Below are 22,772 nucleotides of genomic sequence, written 5' to 3'. Positions count from 1 at the left end.
GCGTTTCAGTTTGTTTTTTCAAGCGCCCGCACGTCGGGATGAGCGCCTGTTATGAGCGAAACGACTTCCTCGTGATCGGTATCGGCCGCCAGCCGTTCGGCCACCTTGCGGCCGCGCCGGAACACCACGATGCGGTCGGCAACCTCGAAGACTTCGGAAATGTTGTGGCTGATGAGCACAACGGCACAGCCGCGCGCGGCAAGCCGCCGTGTCAGCGCCAGGACCTTGCGCGTTTCGGCAACGGCAAGGGCCGCGGTCGGCTCATCCATGATGACCAGCCTGGCATTCAGATTGAGCGCCCGGCAGATTGCGACGGCCTGGCGTTGGCCGCCCGACAGACTGCCAACAGGCGCTTCTGGATCGGAAATATGGGCGTCGAGCTCCTTCAGCAGGCCGTCGACGCGCTGGCGCATTTCTTTGCGCTTCAGGAACGGAATGCCAAAAATGGAGCGTTTCAATTCACGGCCGAGAAAGACGTTTTCTGCGATCGACAGGTTCTCCGAAAGCGCCAGTTCCTGAAAGATCGTCGCGATCCCCGATGCCGCGGCATCCTTGGGCGAGTGAAAGGCGACCGGATTGCCCTCGATCACAAGCTCCCCACCACTGGGCGGATGAGCGCCTGCCAGGATCTTGATGAAGGTCGATTTGCCGGCGCCATTGTCGCCGAGAAGCGCCAGCACCTCGCCGGAGCGGATCTCCAGATCGACATTTGCCAGCGCGGTCAGAGCGCCGAAGCGCTTGGCGATGTTTCTGGCGACAAGAAAGGGCTCTGTCATGACGGGTTCCCCGACGATTGCGGATCGGCTAGGCGGCGTTGCTGACCCAGCGCAGCACGTTGGTCCAAAGCCGCGCGTAGCCAGGCCATTCGACAAAACTGTTCGGCAGCCAGTGAGGACCGATGTCCGACGTCCAGACCAGCGTACGCCCTTCGCCATGGCGCCCGGTAACCAGCAGGGGATGGCCGCCCTGGTCCTGCGGCAGCCGCGCCAGGACCTCGACATCGTCGCGATCACGGGCGATGACCTCGTTGGCACCGAGCAGCAGCGGCCATTCGCCCTCGATGCCGGCAAAAATCGGATGATCCCTGGAACCAGTGATCTCAGGACGAAAGCCTTCCGGTATTTCGAGCCGGTCATCATTGGGAAGGCAGGTCACCGGCAGCGCCTCCTCGACCGCCGTGCGATGCCAGCGGGCCTTGCCGTCAATGCCCTGGAAGCTGAAATAGCCGCCGATCATGATCAGGCCGCCGCCGGCCAGCGTCCAGTCGCGCAGGAGCTTGAGCCGGTTGGGAACCGTTTTGCCGTGCAGCCAGACATCGGGGTGGAGCAGGAGTGAATTCGCGCCAATGTCGGACAGGATGATCGCCCTGTATTGCGACAGCCCTTCCATGGTGAAAGGCAGCTTCTCGACGGCCTCGTGAGCGGGCATGTAGTCGAGATCGAATTCGCTGCCCTTCAAAGCGTCCACCAGGGGTGTTGCGCCCAGGTGAAAGGTGACGCTGCCGAACTGGTCGAACCCCTTGTAGTGGGTCGCCGAACTCACCCAGCTTTCGCCGACAAGAAGGACTTTTGTTTTCGCCATGATCATACTCTCCTGATTTCGTCGGTTGATGCGGTGTTCCGCGCCAGGTCGAAACGTCGATAAGCCATTGTTTCAACTGGCCATCACGGCATTGTTCGCCAGGGCCGCAGCCTTCAGCGTGGCAAAGTCTGCGATGTAACCCTGCGCGCCTTCAACCGTTGTCGTCAGGCTCGCCCCGATTGCCGCATAGCGCGCGGCGTCGTCGAGCGACGCGCCATGCAGCCAAAGGGCAAGGAAGATGCCGGCAAAGCTGTCGCCGGCGCCTGTCGCGTCGACGCGATTGACCGGCAGCGCCGGCACCTCGATCTGCGGACCGCCATTCGCCGGAAAAACGACGGCGCCGAACTCGCCGAGGGTGAGCACGACCGTTCCCCGTTGTTTGATGCGTGATAACATCACTCGCACCTCTTCGATCGTCGTCGCCATACGGCTGCGAAAGTCGAAGATTTCCCGTATCATCACATCGTTGATGAAGGTCAGATCGATCTGTTTGACCATCTGCGAGAAGGTTTCCGGCGTGCGTGCGCTTTTGGGAAGACCGGCCGAATGCAGGCTCACCTTCCAGCCCGCCTGATGAAAGCGAGCGATGGACGCGGTCATCGTCTCGTAGTGGAAGCCTTCGATATGAAGGCAGGCCGGACGTTGCTCGGGCTGGATATCCAGATTGGCTGTCAGGTCGACCTCGCCAAGCTCGAACGGTTCGCTGATGATCGTCCGGCTGCCATTGCGCTCGATGATCACGATCGCCTGGGAGAGGCGGTTGTTGGGCGTGTTGCGGATCGGCAAGGCGTGGACACTCAGTTTCGAAAGCGCGCCGAGCGCCCAATCGCTCTCTGGATCCTGGCCGACCGCTGTCGCCAGCTCAACGTCCAGCGCGTAGGGTGCTCCGATGCCGGCGGCGGCAACCGCGAGATTGGCTGCGGGGCCACCCAGCGCCTTGTCGATGTGGCTGGCGGTGATCCGGTCGTCGCGATGCGGCAGCACGTCGACGCGGCACAGGAAGTCGACACTCACCCTACCGGCGACCAGAAGTCTTGGCAGGTGATCGAGGTTCTTTGGCCTGTGTGGCGCGCGGCCCGGCAGTGAGCGCGCAAAGGAGCTCGGCCGATACATCAGCGCGGCAACCGCCTTCTCGATGCGGTCGCGCGTGCCTTCCTTCAGGCTTGCCGTTCCATTGATGAAATTCGAAACCGTGCCGATGGAGACACCGGCGGTTCGTGCGACATCCGCTATGGTCGGGCGCTTGCGTTGCAATGGCGGAGTTCCAATTGAAGCGTTTCAAAACGGTAGCAGCGAAAATGCGATGCCTCAACGGAATTGTCTTCTAAAAATCAAGAGAGAATTCCTCTCGATTGGAAGTTTAATCCAGAGATAGAGCGGACCTTGGGCCCTCTTTCCAAGATTGAACAATTTTCAAATTTTTTGGTAAAAGATTGTGCAGGCGAATTTCCTGCACTTCATTCGATCGCCCGGGCCTGATCGGACGGTCTTGGCATGCCCCCGGCCCGTCAGATCAGCAACAGGCCCTTCATGCTGGCATATCCCTTCCGCCCGACGATGATGTGGTCGTGCACCGCGATGCCCAGCCGCTTGCCCGCCTCGATGATCTCCTTCGTCATTTCGATATCGGCTCGTGAGGGTGTGGGGTCGCCCGACGGGTGATTGTGGACTAGGATGATGGCGGTGGCCGAGAGTTCGAGGGCGCGCCTGACCACCTCGCGCGGGTAGACGGGCGTATGGTCGACGGTGCCTGTCTGCTGAACCTCGTCGGCGATCAGCGCGTTCTTCTTGTCGAGGAACAGGATGCGGAACTGCTCGCGCGCCTCGAAGGCCATGACCGACCGGCAATAGGCAAGAAGCTGTGTCCAGGACGAGAGGACTTCGCGACCCTGCACCTCTCCGCGCGCCATGCGCTGCGCGGTTGCCGCGACGATCTTGAGATCGAGCGCCACCGCAGGGCCAATGCCCTTGACTTCCTGCAAGAGGCCAACCGGCGCCCCGAGCACTTCGGCCAGCGTGCCGAAGCGCGCCAGCAGCGCCTTGGCCGCCGGTTTGGTGTCGGCACGAGGGATCAGGCGAAAAAGCAGAAGTTCCAGAAGTTCGTAATCGGGCAGGGCGTCCGGACCCGCCAGGGCAAAACGCTCGCGCAGTCGGTCGCGGTGACCGAGGTAATGCGGCTTTTCGTCGAGCGTCGCCTTGGCTTTCGCCGCAGGCCGCATCGGCGCTTCGGAGAAGAAACTCCGCTCGTCGTCGTCGTTTGTGTTCCCCATACACCGCCCACATTGCTCCAGCGCAGACATTAGAACTGTTCTGGCCGGGATTGAAACAGTTCTGTTCCCCGATCGCGAGACGTCCCACGGCAGATCGTCGCTACGGCTTTCTCATACGGCAAGATGAAACCACGATTGCGCAACAAAACTTAACATCACTTAACGCATGCGGCCACTTTCACCTGACATGTTGGCGCCATCGGAGGCTCGTTGCCTCGCTATACTGGAGCGCGCATGTTCGCCAAAATTGACTCTGGACTGTTGGCCGGCCGGGCATCTCTCGCGGCCATGGCAATCCTGCTTTCGACGCATTCGGAGGGCGCGCTGGCGGCAGACGCCATTGCGGTGAATTCCGATGATTTTACCCTGCCGCCCGAGCCTTCCCGTTTCGGGCGTTTCGAACAGAAGCTGTCCGACTGGCATGTCGTGGTCGGCGGCGGCGCCATCATCGTCCCCAAATACGAAGGCAGCAATGAGTTCAAGATCATGCCGGTGCCTTTCGTCACGGCGACATTCCTCGACACGGTGACGATCGACCCGACAGGTGCCAACATCGCCGTCTATGAACAAGGACCGTTCGCGTTCAGCGCTCGGCTTGGCTACGAGATGGGCCGCAAGGAAGACGACTCCGACCATCTGCGCGGCTTGGGGGACGTCGACATGGGCGCGACGGTCGGCGTGAAGGCAGCGGCGAAGTTCGGTCCGGCCGAAATATTCGCGCAACTCGACAAGACCATCGGCGGCAGCGATGGCCTTGAGGGCAGGGTGGGGATCGAGGTGACCCGGCCTCTGTCTCAATCGTTGATGATCGGCGCCAGCGCGTCCGCCGTCTTCGCCGACGAAAATTACATGCAGGCCTATTTTGGTGTCACGCCCGAACAATCGGCTCGCTCGGGGCTGGCGCGCTATGATGCCGGTGCCGGTTTGAAGCGCGCCGATTTTTCGATTTCCGCCACATATATGCTCGACGAGAGCTGGATGGTGCGCGGCGAAGCGGGGGTCGGTGTTCTCTTGGGTGACGCTGCCGACAGCCCTGTTGTCGTCGAAAAGATCCAGCCTTCAGGGATGCTTCTCGTCGGATATCGGTTCTGACGCCTACCCAGGCACCAAATGCAGGCTAGACAAACTCCGGAATGGCACAGCAACGGCACCAAAGCGATTTGAGCGCCGAATCCAGGTCGGCAAGGCAAGGTTCGCGCATCCTCATTGTCGAAGACGATCTTGAGATCGCGCGCATGCTGGGCGAGACGCTCACCGACAACGGCATGATCGTGGAAATTGCCGAGAGCGGCGTCCAGATGAACGCCGCGCTTCGCAACCAGAAATTCGATCTCATCGTGCTCGATGTCATGCTGCCGGGCGAAAACGGTCTCAACATCTGCCGCCGTCTTCGTGCCGGAACCAACATTCCGATCCTGATGCTGACCGCGCTCGGTGAGGAAATCGACCGCATCTTCGGGCTGGAAATCGGCGCCGACGACTATGTGACGAAACCGTTCAGCGCGCGCGAATTGACGGCCAGGATACGGGCGCTGCTGCGCCGCACAGCCTATGCTCCAGACGAGCGGGACTGGTCGAAGGTGCTTCGTTTCAACGGCTGGCGCCTCGATCCAATACGCCGGCAATTGCATGACCCCAACAATGCGCGGGTTACGACCACGACGCATGAATTCGACCTGTTGCTTGCCTTTTGTCGCAATGCGGGCCGGGTTCTCTCTCGCGAGGAACTTCTGGGCGTAACCCATGCCGGGCTCGCGGGGCCGATCGAGCGTAGCGTCGATGTCCATATCAGTCGAATCCGCAGGAAGATCGAAAAGGATGCGCGCGATCCGGTGCTTTTGAGGACCGTTCGGTTGGGTGGCTATATCTTCACCGCGACGGTGGAGGAAGCATGAGTGATATCCTCCGCCGTTTCCTGCCGCAGTCTGTGCGTGGGCAGTTTGTGGCGATCATTTTCATCGCGGTGATCGTGATCATGTTCGTCGGTTCGGTCGTTGAGAGTTTCATAGAGAACGTCGACCTTCCCGCCGCGGAAGATAACGCAAGGCGTGCAGGCGTTGTTGCTGCCTTGTTGCAAGAAACGCCGGCGGAGGCGCGTAGCGCAATTCTGGCGACAGCAAAGCGGGCCGGCTTTGATTTCGAGATATTGCCCAGGGACCAGATAGCCGGCATTCCCCAGTCCTATCTGCAATGGCGAAGTGTCGAATGGCTTTTGCGTATCGACAGGGGGACGGTTGATGGACGCTGGCTAAGGATCGGCGGCCGATACGCGTTTGTCATCGACTTGGACCAGCAGGACGTCCTGGCCCATTTCGGCATGCCCGATTCCTGGCTGACATCGGGCCTCGTCCGTGCCTCGTTCTACAGGTTCATGGCTTTCGTCGCCTTGCCCGTGCTGATCTGGCTGTTTGCGGTTTGGGCCGTGACGGATCCATTGAAGCGCATCTCGGCAGCAGTCGGTTCGGCCGAGATTGAGAATGGCGAACAGCTCTTCGTCGAACACGGCTCCATTGAAATGGTGGGATTGGCGCGCGCCCTGAACAGGATGAGGACGCGCATCCGCACGATGATCGAAAATCGCACGCGCATGTTGCGCAGCGTCAGTCATGATCTGCGCACGCCGTTGACGCGGCTGCGGCTTCGCGCCGAGCGTATGGATGATGGACCCATCCGAACCGCAATCCTGTCCGATGTCCAGCACATCGAAATCTTGATCGACGAGACCCTGACCTATCTGCGCAACGATGTTTCGACGGAGAAGCTGCAGCTCGCCGACATTGCCAGCGTTCTGCAAACCGTCTGCGCCGAGTTCTCCGATGTCGGATTTCCTGTCTCATATTCCGGGCCGGACCGGCTCCTGGGCTGGTGCAAGCCCAATGCATTGGCGCGTGCGATCGCCAATCTCTGCGACAACGGGGTCAAATTCGCTGGCAATGTCACGGTCGCCTTGACAGCGACCGGCACGGCGGCGCGCATCACGGTAGGGGACGACGGGCCGGGTATTCCGATGACGGCACGCGCCCGTGTTTTCGAACCATTCTTCAAGGAAGACGCGTCGCGTGGCATTGCATCGAAGCATGGCTTCGGTCTGGGCCTGTCGATCGTTGCCGACATCGTCCAGGGTCACGGCGGCAGGATCGAATTGGAGGACAACCAGCCCAGCGGACTGGTCGTCACCATCGACCTGCCGAATGCCGCTGGCGTGCAGTCGGCATAGACGGCCTCCTGCCGGGCAGACGCGCTCTAAGCCGGCAGGCCGGGGCGATCGAGCTTTTTGGGCGACAGCGTGAAAATCTCGCACCCTGTGTCGGTCACGCCGATCGTGTGCTCGTACTGCGCCGACAGCGAGCGGTCGCGCGTCACCGCAGTCCAGCCGTCCGACAGAACCTTCACATGCGGCCTGCCCAGATTGATCATCGGCTCGATGGTGAAGATCATGCCTGGCCGCATCTCGACGCCTTCATTGGCGCTGCCGTAATGCAGGATGTTCGGCGCGTCATGGAACAACTGGCCGACGCCGTGGCCGCAGAAGTCGCGCACCACCGAGCAGCGCTCGCCTTCGGCAAAGGTCTGGATGGCGGCGCCGATGGCGCCGGTGCGGGCGCCCGGCCTGACCGCTGCAATGCCGCGCATCAGGCATTCATGCGTGACTTCGAGCAGGCGCTCGGCGGCGCGCTTGATCGTGCCGACCGGATACATGCGCGAAGAATCGCCGTGACAGCCGTCGAGGATGTAGGTGACGTCGATGTTGACGATGTCGCCATCCTTGAGCGGCTTGTTGTCGGGAATGCCATGGCAGACGACATGGTTGATCGAGGTGCAGGACGATTTCGTGTAGCCGCGATAGTTGAGCGTCGCCGGCAGCGCGCCGTGGTCCATGCCGAATTCGAAGACGAAGCGGTCTATTGCTTCGGTGGTGACGCCGGGCTGGACCATCGGCACCAGCTCGTCGAGGCAGCGTGCGGTGAGATCGCATGCCTTGCGCATGCCGGCAAAGCCGTCCTCGCCATAGAGGCGGATCTGGCCGGTATTTCTGAGCGGGGCCGTGGCAGCGTCGAGATAGGTGACCATTTTGTCCGTGTAGCGGGTAGGGCTCTGCAGGAGAGCCAGCGTGAAAATTTCCCCAGATTTGGCACTTGAGGGCAAAAGGTTCAAGGAAGAACTGTCTGATGCGGCCGCGCGCTTCCCGATATTTGCCTCGCAAGGGCGATGTCTTGCCGGTTTTTGCCCGGTTTGCTTCCCTTTCTGGCCATGGTGCGTTAGGGCGGGTGATGTTTTCGAGATCGCGTCCCTTCGCGGCGGCCAGGCAAACCGGATGGCCTGAAGCGCCGCTGACGGCAGCGTGCTCATGCCTGATGGGCATGGTGCTGCTCGCGATGCTGTGCTTCGGCCTGCCGGTGGCGTCAGGCTTTGCGGGGTCTGCGCCAAGCGGTGTCAGCGTCGGTGTCGAGCGGTCGGGCGAAGTGGCGGCGCTGCTGCGTGTCACCGGCAAGGCGCAAGCGCTGGAGGTTCGTGCCGGCCGTCCGGTCCTGGTCAAGTTCGCCGGCGGCCACCCCGCGCTTCCGGTCCCCGACGCTGTTTTTCTTTGGGCCGAACGGCCATCGCAAAGAGCGATGGTTTCGGGATATGGGGCCGCCTCGGTTCCCGGGGCGAGCACCAACCAGCCGCGCGCACCCCCGACCATCACGGCCTGAGCGGCCCAGGGCCGTACCCCCACCTCATCGCTATTCCTGTTCGCGTCGTGATCGTGCGGCGGCTGTCGGCCGCGCAGCGGTCGCGCGGCGCGTCATTTCCGGATTTTTTCAATGCAACAACGCATCAAGACCTTCAAAACCCTGTCGCGCGCGGCCTCGGCTGCCGCGTTCCTCTGCGTCCAGGCGCTCATCTGCATCGGAACCGTCTATTGGGCGGTTGCCGAGACGCTCGGCCTGTCGGCGATGGCGGCCCTTGTTCTCGGCGGCATCTTCGCCGTGCCGACGGTATTTGTACTGATCACCGCCAGTCGCATGGCCTTCGACGCGGAGACGGATCCGGCGAACCAGTGAGCATATGTCACCCCAGGACAGATCTCGGGTGCGCGATTTGTTTGGCGCGACATGGCGGCCCGCGACCCAAGTGACGACACATTTCTGGGCCAGAAGCCGGTCAAAGCAACTTTTGACGACGAACGGCGTTGCCTCGGCGATGCCGTTCGGGAGACAGGAAATGGATAGACTGCAATTCGAGGTGCCTGTGCGCATAGCGCCTGGACCCGGTCTGCCAGTCGAGGAAATCTATGGCGTCGAACAGGCGCTCGATTTTCTCCAGGACTGGCCTGCGCGCCGTCAGGGCCCGATCTATCAGAAAGCGTTCAACGCCTGCTTCGGCGCCACGGTGGACGTGGTCAAGACCGAGGATGCCTGCCGGGCGTTCATGGCGTTTTGCCGCGCCAGTGGACTGATGGCCAGGGACATGATGACGCCGCGCAAGCGCGGCGGTGAGGCGAGGGCGCTCCAGGCCTGAGGGCTGTGCCCTGTTCGTTGCCCGATTAAAACACCGGCGATCGTATTTGAACGCACGCGGCAATGTCGTGAGCGCGCCGTTGCGCGCGTTTCGTCCCGACGACAGCACCGCACCAAGGTCCGCCCTGTTAAGCTTCCGTTTCCATCTTCCCGGCTACGCCTTTGCTTGTTGGCAATGGTTGATTCGTTGCGTCAGTCTCATGGTTTGGAAGATGTCCCCAGAAAAAGTCCGTGCATTCCCGATCGACCGTCAGGTATTCTTGGTCAGGGAGGTTGCCGCCAAGCTCGGCAATCTGCATGGCGAGACCGCCACCTCGTTCTGGAGAGCCAAGGCGTCGGAGTTGCTCGATCTTGTGGTCGGCTCCGGCAGGGACAGAACAGCAGCCAGCGATGAAGTGCGCAGGTTTTTCCTGGCCGTGCAGCGAGAGATGTTGGCTGATACGGTCGCGGAGTCGATGCCAATTCTTTCCGCTTGAAGCAAATCCTGAACCTCCATCCTCCACACATGGAACAGTAATTTGTAAATACGTTTACTCCGGTGTGTTTTTCGGAGACCCGGTCGTTGTTCGCGCGGTCTCGGCTGCGAATCCGGCAATTTCCCGCCGGCCTTGAGGGGCGGCCCACTCTGAGACATCGACGCGCTTGCGCGTTGGTCAGCCAGCGAAACACTTCTTTTTTGAAGCCAATGGACCACTGCTCAAAAATGCAACGAACTTTTTAGCCATTCGTTCATTTATGCGTGCTTTCTAATTTAAACCATGGCCTTGAGTAGCTTCACCCGTGTTCGGCTTGTAATGGACGCCATGCGCCGGAGCACGGGCGCAAACGTCGCTACCATTTTTGCTCTGACCTTGCCGGTCGTTGTCGGCGCTGCGGGCTTCGGCGTCGAGACCTCCTATTGGTACTACAACAGCCTGAGGTTACAGGCGACGGCCGATGCAGCCGCCTATGCCGGTGCGCTCGAACAGATCTCGGGTTCCGACAAGCCGACGATCGTCGCGGCCGCGACCCAGTCCGCGGCGTCGAACGGACTGGGCTCGGGCACGATCGTCGTCAACACGCCGCCGGCCTCCGGCCCGAATACGGCGAAAAAAGCGGTCGAGGTGATCGTCGGCCAGCAGCTCGACCGGATGTTCACCCTGATCTTCACGCAAGACAAGGTCCCCGAACAGGCAAGGGCGGTGGCCGTCATTACCGATGCTTCGAGTGCTTGCATGCTCGCGCTCGATCCGTCCGCTTCGCAGGCGGCGCTGTTTTCCGGCAGCACCAGCGTCAAGCTCAACGGCTGCTCGGTCATGTCCAATTCGATCGCCTCGGACGCCATCAAGGTTCAGGGCTCGGCCGGCCTGCAGGCCGATTGCCTGATATCGGCAGGCGGTGTCTCTCTCAGCAACCCCGTCACCACCGTCTGCGCGGTCCCGATCACCCAGGCACTGCCTGCCGGCGATCCCTTTGTCGACCTGCCGGCCCCGGTGGCCGCGACCCCCTGCCAGAACGACAACAAGGCGACGCTCGGTCCAGGCACCTATTGCAGCGGCATGAACCTGAAGGGCAATGTCACGCTTTCGCCCGGCGTCTATGTCGTCCAGGGCAGTTTCAAGATAAACGCCAACGCAGCCATCACCGGCAGCGGGGTGACCATCTTCATGTCGGGCAGTTCGACCGTCAGCATGAATGGCAATGCGTCCGTGAAGCTCAGCGCGTCGACTTCGGGCACCTACTCAGGCGTTCTGTTCTACGGCGACAGGACCGGCATGATCGCATCCAGCACATTCAACGGCACAGCGGACTCGCTTTTGACCGGGGCCATCTACTTCCCCAAGCAGCAAGTGAACTATCTTGGCAACTTCTCGGGCAATGGCGGCTGCACCAGGGTCGTCGCCAATACGATCCAATGGTCCGGTAACTCAACCATCAATCAGGATTGCTCGAGCCTCGGAGTGCCCAACATTCCAGCCGCGCGGTCCGTGGCACTGTCCGAGTAGCTCCGTGGGGCGCCCATCGATGCCGATCCTTGGTGATGATTCGGGCGTTGCGGCGGTCGAGTTCGCGATGGTGCTGCCCATTCTGTGCCTGGTGCTGCTTGGTATTCTGGACGGCTGGTCCTACGTAACGAGTTCACTGTCGATGCGCGCCGGTGTGAAGACCGCCGCGAACCTGGTCATGAGCGGATCGACCGATGATGCGGCGACCCAGGCCCTTGCCATTGCGAGTTGGGAAAATCGGCCGGAAGACGGCCAGGTCACGCTAAGCCGCATCCGTATGTGCGGGGCGACGGTGGTCGACGCGTCCACCATGTGCAGTGGGCCGAAGGTGCCGGCGGTCTATGTCCAGATACAGGCATCGGGCACCTGGGTGCCGCCAATTGCCTTCGGCCCATTTGCCACTTCCACTGTAATCGGTCACCAGGAGACGATCCGTGTCCGCTAGGGTAAGCGCGTTCCGGCGGGATCGATCGGGCGGGGCCGGGCTGGAGTTCGCGCTGATCGCGCCCTTCCTTGTCATGCTGCTGTTCGGAATATTCGCCTTTGGCTGGTCGATGCACTCGGTCTCCAGTGTTCGCTATACGCTGGAGACGTCTGCGCGCTCGCTGCAGCTTAAGAACACGCTGACCCAGGCCGATATTCAATCGATCGCCACGCAGAAATTGCAGGCCTTGGGGTTCAAGGACGTGAACGTCACCATCGCCATCGACCCCGTGAGCGGCGGCTTCCGCATGGCGCATCTGACCGCGGCCTATGCCTTCGTCATCGACTTCCCCTACTTCAGTTCCTTCCCGATCAACTACGCGACAACCGTTACCGTGCCGCTGCTTGGCAGCGGCTAGGCTGCGGCCTGATAGCCTCGCGCGCTGGGGCTCTGCTTACTTGTACGCCTTGAGCGCGATCAGACCACCGAGAATGGTTATCGCCATTGAGGATCAGCGCCCACGACACAATGTTGTGTGACAGACGCCTCCGGCGACTGCGCAGGGCCCGGTCCCGCCAGCGTTTGGCCTGATCAGCCCCTGTGTTTTGTCGATCCACGTCTTTCTCCACGAGCAGAATGCGACTCATGCCGGCTGGTGTCCAGATCGGCACCGGTTTTGGCGGTCACGATGCAAGCTTGGCACTCAGCCTGCTTTTGATGGCACGGGGCTAGATAATATATTTCGTAGTGCTAATATTAAGGTGACGCTAGGTCATGTCCGACCATCCGTCGGGTGCAATGTGGGGGTTCCAATGAGAGTGGCTGTATTTTGCGCGGCTGTCGTTTTCGCTGCGGCTGGTGTCGCTGTTGCCAAGGAAAAGAAGGCGGCGGTCAGTGACGCCGCCGCTTTATGTTCCACCAACCCGTCAGCCAAGAAGTCCGCACCAAATCTGGACTGTGGTTTCACCGGAACCGCCAAATCGGGAGATAGCGGCGCAAAAGCAGAGCCGCGCCTCGGATACGACGCCAATCCGTGGATTATAACAGGCTTTTGACTTCGCATCGGCGGTTGCCGGTGAAGCGCTGAAGAGGGGCGTCTTGACCGGCGGGCGTCGCCCCCGCGACCGGAGCGTAACGGTCGGGCGCCGTCGAGAAGGAGGAAGCGCAAATGGCCGCTTATCTGATAGCGGATGTAGACGTAAAGAACGCTGCCGCGTTCGAGGAATACCGGCGGGATGTGCCAGCCACCGAGGAGCGTTATGGTGGGAGATATCTAGGTCGTGGCGGTGCGACCAAAGTCTTGGAGGGCGATTGGGAGCCACACCGTTTGGTTATTATCGAATTCCCCGACATGACGTCGTTGATGGGCTGGTACAATTCGGCGGAATACGCCCGCCTTATTGAAATCCGGAAGCGTTGCGCCAACACCAGGATCATTGCGCTCGAGGGGGTTGCAACACCCACTCTTTGACCGTGGTGGCTCGCCTTAATCAGGTAGTATCCGGCTTTTTTGCCCGAATCCGTACACCTCGCAGTCAGCTGTTTAAAGCCGGGAAACCAGGCAATAAATGCGGGCTTACCACTGCGGGGCTTTCTCATTGTCGCGGTGCCCGAGAACCCAACTCGACCGTGTAATGAAAAGCCCGCCACGGGGGCGACCTGCGGCGGGCTCTTGGAGCGGCTACATCCCTGAGGAATCGACCACTTTGTAGCAGGATTATGACCTGTGTGGCCGCGTTAGCCTATGGTGTGATCGCGGAAGACTGCGCGTCAGTTGAAGACCGCGGCAGAGAGCCAGGCGAAATTGGCCACATTGGGAGGGAGGTTTGCGCTAAACGCATTATTTTTCTGGTACGCCCAAGGGGAATCGAACCCCTGTTACCGCCGTGAAAGGGCGGTGTCCTAACCGCTAGACGATGGGCGCGCTCAGACGAAGCGGCTTATACTGGTGTTGTGCGCAACCGGCAACCCGTCAGGTGCCACCTTGGACAACTTTTTTCCGGGCCAGCCAAATCAACGATTTCCCGAGGGTTGGCAGGCTTTGATAATTAGCGGCGACACCCATCGTTTCGTCATCCCAGGGTCTCCGCGACGGAGCCTCGCCCTACTTCGCCCTAGGATGACGAAGTTTGTGGGAGGCTTCGGCTAATCCCGAATGCTCAGAATGGTCACCGGTACGATCTTGGCTGCTAATAGGCCTAAGACCGTCTGCTAGACTAGCCGTCACCGCCGCTGCGCCGGCGGCAGCGCCAGTTCCAGTCGCGCTCGGGGCCGACGTCGACGTGAACCGATTCTGTGTGGCAGTACGTGCCGACGCCGCCGCGGCCGGGCATGCTTCTGATGTAGCTCGCCAGTTCCCATTTCGAAACGCCGGGAACCTGGATATCGGCGGCGGCGCAATACATGTGCAGCGAATTCTTGGCCCCGTTGGCGCGCCGGTTGCGGGCCGGGTCGCGATAGCCCGACGTCACCGTCATCTTGCGGCCGTAGTGGCCTTCGATCGTCTTCAGCACGCGCACCAGCGACGGCTTCAGGCAGGCCACATCGACGCTCTCGTTCTGCTTGAGCAGCCCGTTGGGCGCCAACCGGGCCATGCCGGCGGCTGACGCAACCTGATAGGAGCCGCCGATTGGCCCCTCATCCTCGTTGAGGTCGACGTCGCTTTCGTCGTCGAGGCCGGACTTGCGCTTGATCTCGAACAGGGCCGTCTGGCGCACGCCGGGCAGGGCGTCGCTACCCGTGATGTGATTGCTATCGTCGCCGAGCGAAGCCAGTTGCACCGGCTTGGCCGTGGAATTGGCCGAGGCCAGCGTGATGATCGGCTTTGCCGCTGCTGGCGTCGCTTTTGCCTGCGCCGGGGGCTGCTCGCCCGTCCGGGCGTTGCTGATGATGGGGGCTGGTGTCGCCGAGGCTGGCGTTGCGCCAAACATCGAGGCGAGGAAGCCTTTCTTCTTTGGTGCTTCGGCCTGCGGCATCTCGCCAGCCGTCACATAGACCGGGTTGTTCATGGCCGGAGCGGCAGCGGGCTTCGGCGCCGCCACGTCGCCGTCGACCGCGGCAATCTGCTGGGCGACCGCGTCGGTTTGCGGCGCGGTCTGTGCCTGCTGCGTCAGCGATTGCGGCGTGTTTCCAACGATGGTTTCGGCGCCCGCCGGCGTGGTCAGCGGAAAGGCAGCTCCCGGTTTGGACATAGGCACGTAGGCGACTTTTTCAGGCAGCGCCGTATCGCTCGCCGTCATCACGGTCGTCTGCTCGGTCGTGACCTCGGACGAATCGGCGACAGCGGCCGACTTGCCACTTGAGGCAGCATTCATATCCGATGCGGTGGCATTGTAACCGGGCATTCCGACCGACATTGTCGGGTCGCCAGCCGAAGTGCAGGAGGCCAGAAGCAAGGAGCAGAGCGCTGCCACAATGGCGCGGCGTTCTCCCTTTGCGAGGCTCCATCCTGCTGATTTCAAAGTCAAATTCCCCCTCGATGTCCGGTCGGTATATCCTTGGCGCCACACGCATGCGTCGATGCCAAGGTGACCTTTGTCTCCGATCCGGAAACGAGACCTGTGTCAAATCCGCAAGCCTGGAAGTATTTTTGCGGTGATTGTCGAATTACGGCCGCTTGATGGTTGACGACACCATTTCGCCCGCTTTTGGCGGTCCGTCAACTCACCACACATTACAGTCCGTTACACACGTACTTTCACATAGGTGCCGGGAGCATCACCCAAGGTTTTCATATGCTTGCCCGGTTTGCGGGCAGGCACGCGGGTGTTGTCCTTGGCCTCTATCCAGTCTTGCCAGTGCGGCCACCAGGATCCTGGATGGTCGGTGGCATTGGCTATCCACTGGCTGAAGTCGCCCGTCGGCGTACCCCCGGTCCAGTACTGGTATTTGTTGGATGCCGGCGGATTGACGACCCCTGCGATATGGCCCGACCCGGCCATCACATACTCGACCGTGCCGCCGAAATATTTCGAACCGAGGAACACCGAAAGCGCCGGCGCGATGTGATCTTCCTTGGAGGCGAGGTTGTAGACCGGGATGGTGATGTCCCCAAGCGAAACCGTGTGACCCGCCAGTTCCATCGTGCCTTGCGAAAGGTTGTTCTCAAGATAGCAGTTGCGCAGGTAGAAAGAGTGATTGGCCGCCGCCATGCGGGTGGAATCTGCATTCCAGTAGAGCAGGTCGAAGGGCAGGGGATCCTTGCCGCGCATGTAGTTGTTGACGACATAGGGCCAGATCAGGTCGCCTGAGCGCAGCATGTTGAAGGCGGTCGCCATCTTGGTGCCGTCGAGATAGCCTTTTTCGCTCATCGACTTTTCCACAGCGGCGACCTGTTCTTCGTCGACGAACACTTTCAGGTCGCCGGCATGGGTGAAGTCGACCTGCGTGGTGAAGAAGGTCGCCGACTTGATGCGGTCGTCGCCCTCTTGCGCCATCAGCGCCAGTGCCGCCGCCAGAAGCGTGCCGCCAACGCAATAGCCGATCGCGTTGACGTCGCGTTCGCCGGTGGCCTTCTCGACGGTGTCGAGGCCGTATTGCAGACCCTCGCGGATATAGGCTTCCCAACTCTTGGTGCCGTGGCGCTCGTCCGGATTGATCCAGGAGATGACGAACACGGTGTGGCCCTGTTCAACCGCCCAGCGAATGAAGGATTTCTGCGGGTTCAAATCGAGGATGTAGAATTTGTTGATCCATGGCGGGCAGATCAGCAAGGGCCGCTTGAGCACCGTCTCGGTCGCCGGGTCGTACTGGATGATTTCGGCGACGTCGCTGCGGCCGACCACCTTGCCGGGAGTGGTGGCGATGTTCCTGCCGATCTCGAAGGGTGAGTAGTCAGCCTGCCGCAGCTTCAGGTCGCCCTTGCCGGCGGCGATGTCCTCGGCCAGCATCTTCATGCCGCGCACCAGGTTTTCGCCGTTCGACGCGACGGTTTCACGGAACAGTTCCGGATTGGTCAGGATGAAATTCGACGGCGAGATGGCGTTGGACACCTGCTTGACGTAAAAGCCGGCCTTGTGGCGGGTGTGCTCGTCAAGGCCTTCGGCGTGCTCGACCAGATCGGCCGCCCAGCGCGAGGTGACGAGATAGGCCTGCTTGAGGAAATCGAAGAAGGCGTTGCGGCCCCATTCCGGGTCGAGGAACCGCTTGTCGCCGCGCTCCGGCTTGACCGCGTCTTCGGTGTCTTGCGCGGCGTTGCTGGTGCGCTGAATGGCGTTGGCCCAGACCGTCATATAGCCGGAGAACAGCCGCGTCTGCGCTTCCAGCGCGCGCTGCGGATCGGCAAGCCAGTATTCGCTGAGCTTGGAAAAGGTCTTCACCATATCGACAACGGGCTCGGCGACATGGTCGCGCACGTCGCCTTTTTCGCGCGGCTCGGCCCAGGCGGAAGCGGCCTTGCCGGCCTGCTCGATCATGCGCGCCATGTTCAGGGCGAAGCGTTCCGGGTCCTTCACCAGATATTGCTCGACGGTCGAAGGCTCGTCATCTTCCGCTTTGCCCGAATCGGGTGTTTTGGACATGGTTGGCGGGGTTCCTCCCGAGGCCTTTTCTTGACATATTAACATGGGACATCCGACCGGGCCAATCTCGCTCTACCTCGGCTGCCAAGGAAACAATATGACGATTAATATTGGCGAAACTGTTTTTTTCGGTGCCGGACATTTTTGCCGCATCGGCGCGGCGATCGTCCTCATCGGGATTGCCGGGTGCTCGAGCACCAACACGAATGGCCCGACGCCTGTCGCTGCGGGTACGGGGCCGAAGGATACCGGCACCTTTCCGAACCTGAACATCAAGCCGCAAGTGGCGGCGCCTCAGTTCACCGAAGCCGAGAAGAACGCCAAGCTCGCGCAATTGAAGGCGGATGAGAATGCGCAGGCGGCAAAGGGCGGCGGCCCGAAGGTCGCCAACCAGGCGGCGCTGACGGATTTGGCCAAGAAGCATGGCGACGAAACGCTGAAGCAGATCGAAGCCAAATGCGACCCCGCCCTCGACCCTACCTGCAAATAAGTATATAGCGCGCGCCCAACACCCCCTTCGCTGTCTGGAACTGCCATGGAAGAATTTCACAAGGTTCGCCGGCTTCCGCCTTACGTGTTCGAGCAGGTCAACCGGCTCAAGGCCAGCGCCCGATCGCGTGGCGCCGACATCATCGACCTGGGCATGGGCAATCCGGACCTGCCGACGCCCAAGGCTATCGTCGACAAATTGTGCGAGGTCGTGCGCGACCCGCGCACGCATCGCTATTCCTCGTCGCGCGGCATTCCGGGCCTTCGTCGCGCCCAAGCCGCCTACTATGGCAGGCGCTTCGGCGTGAAGCTCAACCCCGACACGCAAGTGGTGGCCACGCTTGGCTCGAAGGAAGGCTTCGCCAACATGGCGCAGGCGATCACGGCGCCCGGCGACGTGATCCTGTGCCCGAACCCGACCTATCCGATCCATGCCTTCGGCTTCATCATGTCGGGTGGCGTCATCCGCTCGCTGCAGGTGGAGCCGGACGACGGCTTCATCCCGGCGCTCGAGCGCGGGGTCAAACATTCGATCCCGAAGCCGCTGGCGCTGATCCTCAACTATCCGTCGAACCCGACGGCGCTGGTCGCCTCGCTCGATTTCTACAAGGATGTGGTCGCCTTCGCCAAGAAGAACGACATCATCATCCTGTCCGACCTTGCCTATTCGGAGATCTATTTCGACGGCAATCCGCCGCCTTCGGTGCTGCAGGTGCCTGGCGCGATCGACGTTTGCGTCGAATTCACCTCCATGTCGAAGACCTTCTCCATGCCCGGTTGGCGCATGGGCTTTGCCGTCGGTAACGAGCGGCTGATCTCGGCGCTGACGCGGGTGAAATCCTACCTCGATTACGGCGCCTTCACGCCGATCCAGGTGGCGGCGGCACATGCGCTCAATGGCGACGGCGCCGACATCGCCGAAGTGCGCGACATCTACCACAAGCGCCGCGATGTGATGGTCGATGCCTTCGGCCGCGCTGGCTGGACCATTCCGGCACCGGCGGCATCGATGTTCGCCTGGGCGCCAATCCCGGAGCCGTTCCGACATCTCGGCTCGCTCGAATTCTCCAAGCTGCTCATCGAACATGCCGACGTGGCCGTGGCGCCCGGTGTTGGCTTCGGCGAGCATGGCGACGAATTCGTGCGCGTCGCTCTGGTCGAGAACGAGCACAGGATCCGGCAGGCGGCGCGCAACATCAAGCGCTTCCTGTCGACCAGCGCCAAGCAGCCCAACAACGTCGTGCCGCTCTCCGCTCACCGGTAAGCTTGCCGCACGCAAATTCGATCTGACTTTGAGGGACGTCGCCGGACATGGCTGAAGCATTGCGTGTTGGAATTGCCGGCCTCGGCACCGTTGGCGCGTCGGTGGCGCGCGTGCTGCGCGACAAAGCGGTGGAACTGACCCGCCAGTGCGGCCGTGACGTGATCGTCACCGCCGTCTCGGCGCGCGACCAGAAGCGCGATCGCGGCGTCGATCTGAGCTCGGCAAAGTGGTTCGACGATCCGGTCAAGATGGCGCAGACCGCAGAAATCGACGTGTTCGTCGAACTGATCGGCGGCGACGAGGGCCCGGCGCGCTCGTCGGTGAAAGCGGCACTCGAAGCCGGCCGTCACGTCGTCACCGCCAACAAGGCGCTGCTGGCCAAGCATGGCGTGGCGCTGGCCGAGATCGCCGAGAAAAAGGGTGTTCTGCTCAACTATGAGGCGGCGGTGGCGGGCGGCATTCCCGTCATCAAGACCATGCGCGAGGCGATGGCCGGCAATTCGGTTACGCGCGTGTTCGGCATCCTCAACGGCACCTGCAACTACATCCTGACGCGCATGGAGGCCGAGGGCATCTCGTTCGATGCTTGCCTGAAGGACGCGCAGCGGCTGGGCTATGCCGAAGCCGATCCGACGTTCGACATCGAGGGCCACGACACCGCGCACAAGCTGTCGATCCTGACCAGCCTTGCCTTTGGCACCAGGATCGCCGCCAACGACATCTATATGGAAGGTATCTCCAACATCACCCAGGCCGACATCCGCGCGGCCGCCGATCTTGGCTACCGGATCAAGCTGCTGGGTGTCGCCCAGCGCACCGAGAGCGGCATCGAGCAGCGCGTGCATCCGACGATGGTGCCGACGGCATCGGTCATCGCGCAGGTGCATGGCGTCACCAATGCGGTGGCGATCGAGACCGACATTCTGGGCGAACTGCTGCTGTCAGGCCCCGGTGCCGGCGGCAACGCCACCGCCTCGGCCGTCATTGGCGACATCGCCGACATCGCCAAGAGCCGGCCAGGCTTCCAGCATGGTCCGGTCTTTGGACGGCCGGCGAAGGAGCTGAAACCCTACAAGAAGGCGCAGATGCGCAGCCATGCCGGCGGCTATTTCATCCGGTTGACCGTGCATGACCGCATCGGCGTCTTCGCGGCAATCGCCAAGCGCATGGCCGATAATGACATTTCATTGGAATCGATCGTCCAGCACGCGGTCAATGGCGAGGCGGCGGCACAGAAGACGGTGATCCTCGTCACCCACGAGACGACGGAGGCTGCTGTGCGCAAGGCCGTCGATGGCATCACCAAGGATGGCCATCTGACCGACAAGCCGCAGGTCATCCGCATCGAGCGGGCAGGGTAGCTTTCGCCCGATAGGCCCTGCGGGACAGGAATCCCGCAGGCATTGAGGTCTGGTCTGGTGGGGACAGCCGCCACGCGGGAACGAATTGGTGTCGTCGCCGTTCTCTTGGTCAGCAACCAGAGGAACCGCTTCATGGCCGATACCAACAAGTCCGACACCCCTAATATCGACGACATCCAGAAGACGCTGGAAAAGCAGATTGCCGATTTGCGCAAGGAGATCACCAGGATCAACAAGAGCATTTCGGCGCGGGGCGCGGAGATGCTCGACGACGCCGGCGAACAGGCGTCCGAGTTGTACGACACGGCCGCGAGCCGCGCTTCGCGTACGGCGCAACAGCTGCGCAGCCAGGCTCAGGCTGTTTCGGAGGTCGCGCGTGAAAATCCAGGTACGACGACAGCTTTGGTCGGCGTGATCGGCCTGCTCGGCTTTCTGGCCGGCTTCGCCATTGGTCAATCGACGAACGATACCTCCCGCCGCTGGTATTGACCGCAGCGCGATAGGGCCGGGCTTCCGGCCCACTCGCTTGTTTTCAGCACATCACTTTTAAGGAGGGCACCATGGCTTCATCAGCATTGATCGGCATCCTGATCACATTCCTCGTCATCATCCTCGTTCTCTATCTGGTTCAACGCCTGCCGCTCGATGGCCGGATGAGACAGATAGTTCAGGTGATCGTCATCATCATCGGCATCATTTCACTGCTCAAATACCTCGCGGTTTTCTAGGCCGCGAACGCCGCCATTTTTACCGTTTTGAGACTGGCCCGGCGCACGGCGATCGGGCCAGTCTTGTTTAAGGATGCGGTTTAATCGATTGATATTGTTGGGTATTCGATAAAATCCTCGGTAGGTCTTGCCGTTGTCATGCTGGTTTGACAAAACAGGCCGCCTCCGGCGGGAGGCCGCATTGCCAACGAGGAAATCACCAGATGAATGTGGCCCAGAACATCGTCGCCGGCCTTGACCGGATACTCACCATGGAACTGGTGCGCGTCACCGAACGAGCCGCCGTCGCGGCCGCCAGGCTGCGCGGGCGCGGCGACGAAAAGGCGGCCGACCAGGTCGCAGTCGACGCCATGCGCCAGGAACTCAACCGGCTTGCCATCAAGGGCACGGTGGTGATCGGCGAAGGCGAGCGCGACGAGGCGCCGATGCTCTACATCGGCGAGGAAGTCGGCTCCGGCAAAGGTCCGGCCGTCGATATCGCGCTCGATCCGCTCGAAGGCACGACGATTTGCGCCAAGAACCTGCCCAATGCACTCGCGGTCATCGCGATCGCCGAAAAGGGCAGCCTGCTGTTTGCGCCCGACGTCTACATGGACAAGATCGCCATCGGTCCGGGCTATGCGGACGGCGTCATCGACATCGACGCCTCGGCGGCTGAGAACATCGCCAGCCTCGCCAGGGCGAAGGGCGTGGCCATATCGGATATCACCACCTGCATTCTCGACCGGCCACGTCATGCCAGGCTGATCGATGCCGTGCGCGCCACGGGTGCCGCGATCCGGCTGATCGGCGATGGCGATGTCGCCGGCGTCATCCACACCACGGATCCGGAAGAAACCGGCATCGACATCTATCTCGGCACTGGCGGCGCACCAGAGGGCGTGCTGGCCGCTGCCGCGCTGCGCTGCACCGGCGGCCAGATGCAAGGCAGGCTGATCCTCGACACGCCGGAAAAGGTTGCTCGCGCGGCAAAGATGGGTATTTCCAATCCGAAACGGGTCTATCGGACGGAGGACATGGCGCGCGGCGATGTGCTGTTCGCGGCCACCGGTGTCACCGACGGCAACATGCTGGCTGGCGTCAAATTCGGCCACAATTACATCACCACCCACACGATCGTGCTGCGCTCGTCGTCGCGGACGGTGCGCGAGATCAAGGCCCGCCATCAGGATCTGGATAAGTTCTGACGCTCGCTTGCGAAGCCACCTTGCAATTGCTAGCCATTCGGGCGCATCCGATGCTGGCTGCAAGGATTTGACGATGGAACCGTTCGACTGGCATGCGGATCCGATTTCGCGTGCCACCGCCATCACAAAGTTCTATCGCAACACCCAGAATGTGCGTCGCTTTCTCATCCGGGAATGCGGCGATGCATTCAGGTTTGACCGGCCTTTCATGGCCTGGCTCAAGGACGGTGTGGAAAAGACGATGGGCGATGCGGCCGACGAATGGCTTCGGCGCCAGGCTGAAAAGCGGAAAGCGTAGTTTTCTTGACCTATTCCGGGACGGCGCACATCCGTGAATCGCTTGGCTTTGCCTGCCTTTGGCCTATAGAGCGTCGCGTGAACGCGACGCGCTTAAAATTGTTGCCAATGCAGGTCGTCGCCCCAAAACCGCTGCCCACTTATGGGCGACATGCATTATCGTGCG

26 protein-coding genes and 1 tRNA gene are annotated in these 22,772 nt (G+C 61.5%); 19 read left to right on the top strand and 8 right to left on the bottom strand.

Annotation, left to right across the window (positions count from 1 at the left end):
• Positions 1-5: 5 nt before the first annotated feature.
• The 4 genes from NP503_RS18630 to radC form a co-directional block, all read right to left on the bottom strand.
• Positions 6-776 carry an ATP-binding cassette domain-containing protein gene (locus NP503_RS18630; RefSeq protein ID WP_127271196.1) on the bottom strand — a complete coding sequence of 257 codons (771 nt, stop codon included), beginning with the start codon at positions 774-776 and terminating at the stop codon, positions 6-8.
• 28 nt (positions 777-804) lie between these two features.
• Complete coding sequence (locus NP503_RS18625; protein WP_127271194.1) at positions 805-1,581, bottom strand: glutamine amidotransferase; 777 nt, start codon at positions 1,579-1,581, stop codon at positions 805-807.
• A 72-nt stretch (positions 1,582-1,653) separates the two neighbouring features.
• Positions 1,654-2,835, bottom strand: a complete 1,182-nt coding sequence (locus NP503_RS18620; protein WP_127272227.1) for a carbohydrate kinase family protein — start codon at positions 2,833-2,835, stop codon at positions 1,654-1,656.
• 254 nt (positions 2,836-3,089) lie between these two features.
• Positions 3,090-3,851 carry a DNA repair protein RadC gene (gene radC, locus NP503_RS18615; protein WP_127272228.1) on the bottom strand — a complete coding sequence of 254 codons (762 nt, stop codon included), beginning with the start codon at positions 3,849-3,851 and terminating at the stop codon, positions 3,090-3,092.
• A 234-nt stretch (positions 3,852-4,085) separates the two neighbouring features.
• Between radC and NP503_RS18610 the strand changes: the two genes are divergently transcribed.
• From NP503_RS18610 to NP503_RS18600, 3 genes are read left to right on the top strand one after another with little or no spacing between them, the layout of a single operon-like run.
• The gene (locus NP503_RS18610; protein ID WP_127270995.1) at positions 4,086-4,943 is read left to right on the top strand and encodes a MipA/OmpV family protein; all 858 of its coding nucleotides are present in this window, start codon (positions 4,086-4,088) and stop codon (positions 4,941-4,943) included.
• 41 nt (positions 4,944-4,984) lie between these two features.
• Positions 4,985-5,746, top strand: coding sequence for a response regulator (locus tag NP503_RS18605; RefSeq protein WP_032900681.1), 762 nt, complete (start codon positions 4,985-4,987; stop codon positions 5,744-5,746).
• Entirely contained in the window at positions 5,743-7,068 is a 1,326-nt protein-coding gene (locus NP503_RS18600; protein ID WP_127272229.1) for a sensor histidine kinase KdpD, read from the top strand. Before NP503_RS18605 ends, NP503_RS18600 begins: the two co-directional genes overlap by 4 nt.
• Positions 7,069-7,094: 26 nt before the next feature.
• Here the strand turns inward: NP503_RS18600 and map are convergent, their stop codons facing one another.
• A complete protein-coding gene (gene map / locus NP503_RS18595) occupies positions 7,095-7,922 on the bottom strand; it encodes a type I methionyl aminopeptidase (protein WP_127271537.1) in 828 nt (275 codons plus the stop codon).
• 200 nt (positions 7,923-8,122) lie between these two features.
• Between map and NP503_RS18590 the strand changes: the two genes are divergently transcribed.
• The 9 genes from NP503_RS18590 to NP503_RS18550 all read left to right on the top strand — a co-directional run bounded on the left by NP503_RS18590 (position 8,123) and on the right by NP503_RS18550 (position 13,232).
• Positions 8,123-8,545 carry a hypothetical protein gene (locus NP503_RS18590; protein ID WP_127272230.1) on the top strand — a complete coding sequence of 141 codons (423 nt, stop codon included), beginning with the start codon at positions 8,123-8,125 and terminating at the stop codon, positions 8,543-8,545.
• A gap of 111 nt (positions 8,546-8,656) precedes the next feature.
• Positions 8,657-8,896, top strand: coding sequence for a hypothetical protein (locus NP503_RS18585; RefSeq protein ID WP_127271424.1), 240 nt, complete (start codon positions 8,657-8,659; stop codon positions 8,894-8,896).
• Between the two features lie 160 nt (positions 8,897-9,056).
• Positions 9,057-9,353: a DUF982 domain-containing protein gene (locus NP503_RS18580; RefSeq protein WP_127271426.1), complete on the top strand. Its 297-nt coding sequence runs from the start codon at positions 9,057-9,059 to the stop codon at positions 9,351-9,353.
• A 46-nt stretch (positions 9,354-9,399) separates the two neighbouring features.
• On the top strand, positions 9,400-9,828 hold the full coding sequence (locus NP503_RS18575) for a DUF6074 family protein (protein WP_236382794.1): 429 nt from the start codon (positions 9,400-9,402) through the stop codon (positions 9,826-9,828).
• A gap of 327 nt (positions 9,829-10,155) precedes the next feature.
• Entirely contained in the window at positions 10,156-11,337 is a 1,182-nt protein-coding gene (locus NP503_RS18570) for a pilus assembly protein TadG-related protein (RefSeq protein WP_127272231.1), read from the top strand.
• 19 nt (positions 11,338-11,356) lie between these two features.
• The gene (locus tag NP503_RS18565) at positions 11,357-11,782 is read left to right on the top strand and encodes a TadE/TadG family type IV pilus assembly protein (RefSeq protein ID WP_127270090.1); all 426 of its coding nucleotides are present in this window, start codon (positions 11,357-11,359) and stop codon (positions 11,780-11,782) included.
• Positions 11,772-12,179 carry a TadE/TadG family type IV pilus assembly protein gene (locus tag NP503_RS18560; RefSeq protein WP_127270088.1) on the top strand — a complete coding sequence of 136 codons (408 nt, stop codon included), beginning with the start codon at positions 11,772-11,774 and terminating at the stop codon, positions 12,177-12,179. The genes NP503_RS18565 and NP503_RS18560 overlap by 11 nt, the downstream gene beginning before the upstream one ends.
• Before the next feature lie 394 nt (positions 12,180-12,573).
• A complete protein-coding gene (locus NP503_RS18555) occupies positions 12,574-12,816 on the top strand; it encodes a hypothetical protein (RefSeq protein ID WP_127270086.1) in 243 nt (80 codons plus the stop codon).
• A gap of 113 nt (positions 12,817-12,929) precedes the next feature.
• Positions 12,930-13,232: a DUF1330 domain-containing protein gene (locus NP503_RS18550; RefSeq protein ID WP_127270084.1), complete on the top strand. Its 303-nt coding sequence runs from the start codon at positions 12,930-12,932 to the stop codon at positions 13,230-13,232.
• A gap of 378 nt (positions 13,233-13,610) precedes the next feature.
• On the opposite strand, the gene NP503_RS18545 is transcribed toward NP503_RS18550, so the two are convergent.
• From NP503_RS18545 to phaC, 3 genes are all read right to left on the bottom strand, one after another.
• Positions 13,611-13,685, bottom strand: a tRNA-Glu gene (locus NP503_RS18545).
• A 292-nt stretch (positions 13,686-13,977) separates the two neighbouring features.
• The gene (locus NP503_RS18540) at positions 13,978-15,228 is read right to left on the bottom strand and encodes a YcbK family protein (protein WP_127272637.1); all 1,251 of its coding nucleotides are present in this window, start codon (positions 15,226-15,228) and stop codon (positions 13,978-13,980) included.
• 216 nt (positions 15,229-15,444) lie between these two features.
• The gene (gene phaC / locus NP503_RS18535; protein WP_127269943.1) at positions 15,445-17,280 is read right to left on the bottom strand and encodes a class I poly(R)-hydroxyalkanoic acid synthase; all 1,836 of its coding nucleotides are present in this window, start codon (positions 17,278-17,280) and stop codon (positions 15,445-15,447) included.
• Positions 17,281-17,323: 43 nt separating this feature from the next.
• Here phaC and NP503_RS18530 point away from each other — a divergent pair, with 43 nt between their 5' ends.
• The 7 genes from NP503_RS18530 (at position 17,324) to NP503_RS18500 (ending at position 22,607) form a co-directional block, all read left to right on the top strand.
• Positions 17,324-17,770 (top strand): hypothetical protein, encoded by a 447-nt coding sequence (locus NP503_RS18530; protein WP_236382797.1) that lies wholly within the window; start codon positions 17,324-17,326, stop codon positions 17,768-17,770.
• 45 nt (positions 17,771-17,815) lie between these two features.
• Positions 17,816-19,033: an LL-diaminopimelate aminotransferase gene (locus tag NP503_RS18525; RefSeq protein WP_023810473.1), complete on the top strand. Its 1,218-nt coding sequence runs from the start codon at positions 17,816-17,818 to the stop codon at positions 19,031-19,033.
• Positions 19,034-19,080: 47 nt separating this feature from the next.
• Positions 19,081-20,394, top strand: a complete 1,314-nt coding sequence (locus NP503_RS18520) for a homoserine dehydrogenase (RefSeq protein ID WP_127301770.1) — start codon at positions 19,081-19,083, stop codon at positions 20,392-20,394.
• A 132-nt stretch (positions 20,395-20,526) separates the two neighbouring features.
• Positions 20,527-20,883 (top strand): hypothetical protein, encoded by a 357-nt coding sequence (locus tag NP503_RS18515; protein ID WP_127272497.1) that lies wholly within the window; start codon positions 20,527-20,529, stop codon positions 20,881-20,883.
• Between the two features lie 71 nt (positions 20,884-20,954).
• Entirely contained in the window at positions 20,955-21,122 is a 168-nt protein-coding gene (locus tag NP503_RS18510; RefSeq protein WP_013531988.1) for a Thivi_2564 family membrane protein, read from the top strand.
• Positions 21,123-21,325: 203 nt separating this feature from the next.
• Positions 21,326-22,309, top strand: coding sequence for a class II fructose-bisphosphatase (gene glpX, locus NP503_RS18505; RefSeq protein WP_127271399.1), 984 nt, complete (start codon positions 21,326-21,328; stop codon positions 22,307-22,309).
• 73 nt (positions 22,310-22,382) lie between these two features.
• Positions 22,383-22,607 (top strand): DUF6434 domain-containing protein, encoded by a 225-nt coding sequence (locus tag NP503_RS18500; RefSeq protein WP_127271397.1) that lies wholly within the window; start codon positions 22,383-22,385, stop codon positions 22,605-22,607.
• Positions 22,608-22,772: the final 165 nt, after the last annotated feature.

This window comes from Mesorhizobium sp. SEMIA396, assembly GCF_024518615.1.
GTDB lineage: Bacteria > Pseudomonadota > Alphaproteobacteria > Rhizobiales > Rhizobiaceae > Mesorhizobium.
Note: the sequence above shows the minus strand (reverse complement) of the source record. Positions and strands in the feature narration are given on the sequence as shown.

Coding starts and splice junctions, on each gene's coding strand:
- NP503_RS18605 (WP_032900681.1), top strand. CDS start 4,985: ATGGCACAGCAACGGCACCAAAGCGATTTGAGCGCCGAATCCAGGTCG.
- phaC (WP_127269943.1), bottom strand. CDS start 17,280: ATGTCCAAAACACCCGATTCGGGCAAAGCGGAAGATGACGAGCCTTCG.
- NP503_RS18625 (WP_127271194.1), bottom strand. CDS start 1,581: ATGGCGAAAACAAAAGTCCTTCTTGTCGGCGAAAGCTGGGTGAGTTCG.
- NP503_RS18520 (WP_127301770.1), top strand. CDS start 19,081: ATGGCTGAAGCATTGCGTGTTGGAATTGCCGGCCTCGGCACCGTTGGC.
- NP503_RS18515 (WP_127272497.1), top strand. CDS start 20,527: ATGGCCGATACCAACAAGTCCGACACCCCTAATATCGACGACATCCAG.
- NP503_RS18555 (WP_127270086.1), top strand. CDS start 12,574: ATGAGAGTGGCTGTATTTTGCGCGGCTGTCGTTTTCGCTGCGGCTGGT.
- NP503_RS18580 (WP_127271426.1), top strand. CDS start 9,057: ATGGATAGACTGCAATTCGAGGTGCCTGTGCGCATAGCGCCTGGACCC.
- NP503_RS18500 (WP_127271397.1), top strand. CDS start 22,383: ATGGAACCGTTCGACTGGCATGCGGATCCGATTTCGCGTGCCACCGCC.
- NP503_RS18550 (WP_127270084.1), top strand. CDS start 12,930: ATGGCCGCTTATCTGATAGCGGATGTAGACGTAAAGAACGCTGCCGCG.
- NP503_RS18600 (WP_127272229.1), top strand. CDS start 5,743: ATGAGTGATATCCTCCGCCGTTTCCTGCCGCAGTCTGTGCGTGGGCAG.
- radC (WP_127272228.1), bottom strand. CDS start 3,851: ATGGGGAACACAAACGACGACGACGAGCGGAGTTTCTTCTCCGAAGCG.
- NP503_RS18610 (WP_127270995.1), top strand. CDS start 4,086: ATGTTCGCCAAAATTGACTCTGGACTGTTGGCCGGCCGGGCATCTCTC.
- NP503_RS18530 (WP_236382797.1), top strand. CDS start 17,324: ATGGGACATCCGACCGGGCCAATCTCGCTCTACCTCGGCTGCCAAGGA.
- glpX (WP_127271399.1), top strand. CDS start 21,326: ATGAATGTGGCCCAGAACATCGTCGCCGGCCTTGACCGGATACTCACC.
- NP503_RS18510 (WP_013531988.1), top strand. CDS start 20,955: ATGGCTTCATCAGCATTGATCGGCATCCTGATCACATTCCTCGTCATC.
- NP503_RS18585 (WP_127271424.1), top strand. CDS start 8,657: ATGCAACAACGCATCAAGACCTTCAAAACCCTGTCGCGCGCGGCCTCG.
- NP503_RS18590 (WP_127272230.1), top strand. CDS start 8,123: ATGTTTTCGAGATCGCGTCCCTTCGCGGCGGCCAGGCAAACCGGATGG.
- NP503_RS18525 (WP_023810473.1), top strand. CDS start 17,816: ATGGAAGAATTTCACAAGGTTCGCCGGCTTCCGCCTTACGTGTTCGAG.
- map (WP_127271537.1), bottom strand. CDS start 7,922: ATGGTCACCTATCTCGACGCTGCCACGGCCCCGCTCAGAAATACCGGC.
- NP503_RS18570 (WP_127272231.1), top strand. CDS start 10,156: ATGCGCCGGAGCACGGGCGCAAACGTCGCTACCATTTTTGCTCTGACC.
- NP503_RS18565 (WP_127270090.1), top strand. CDS start 11,357: ATGCCGATCCTTGGTGATGATTCGGGCGTTGCGGCGGTCGAGTTCGCG.
- NP503_RS18630 (WP_127271196.1), bottom strand. CDS start 776: ATGACAGAGCCCTTTCTTGTCGCCAGAAACATCGCCAAGCGCTTCGGC.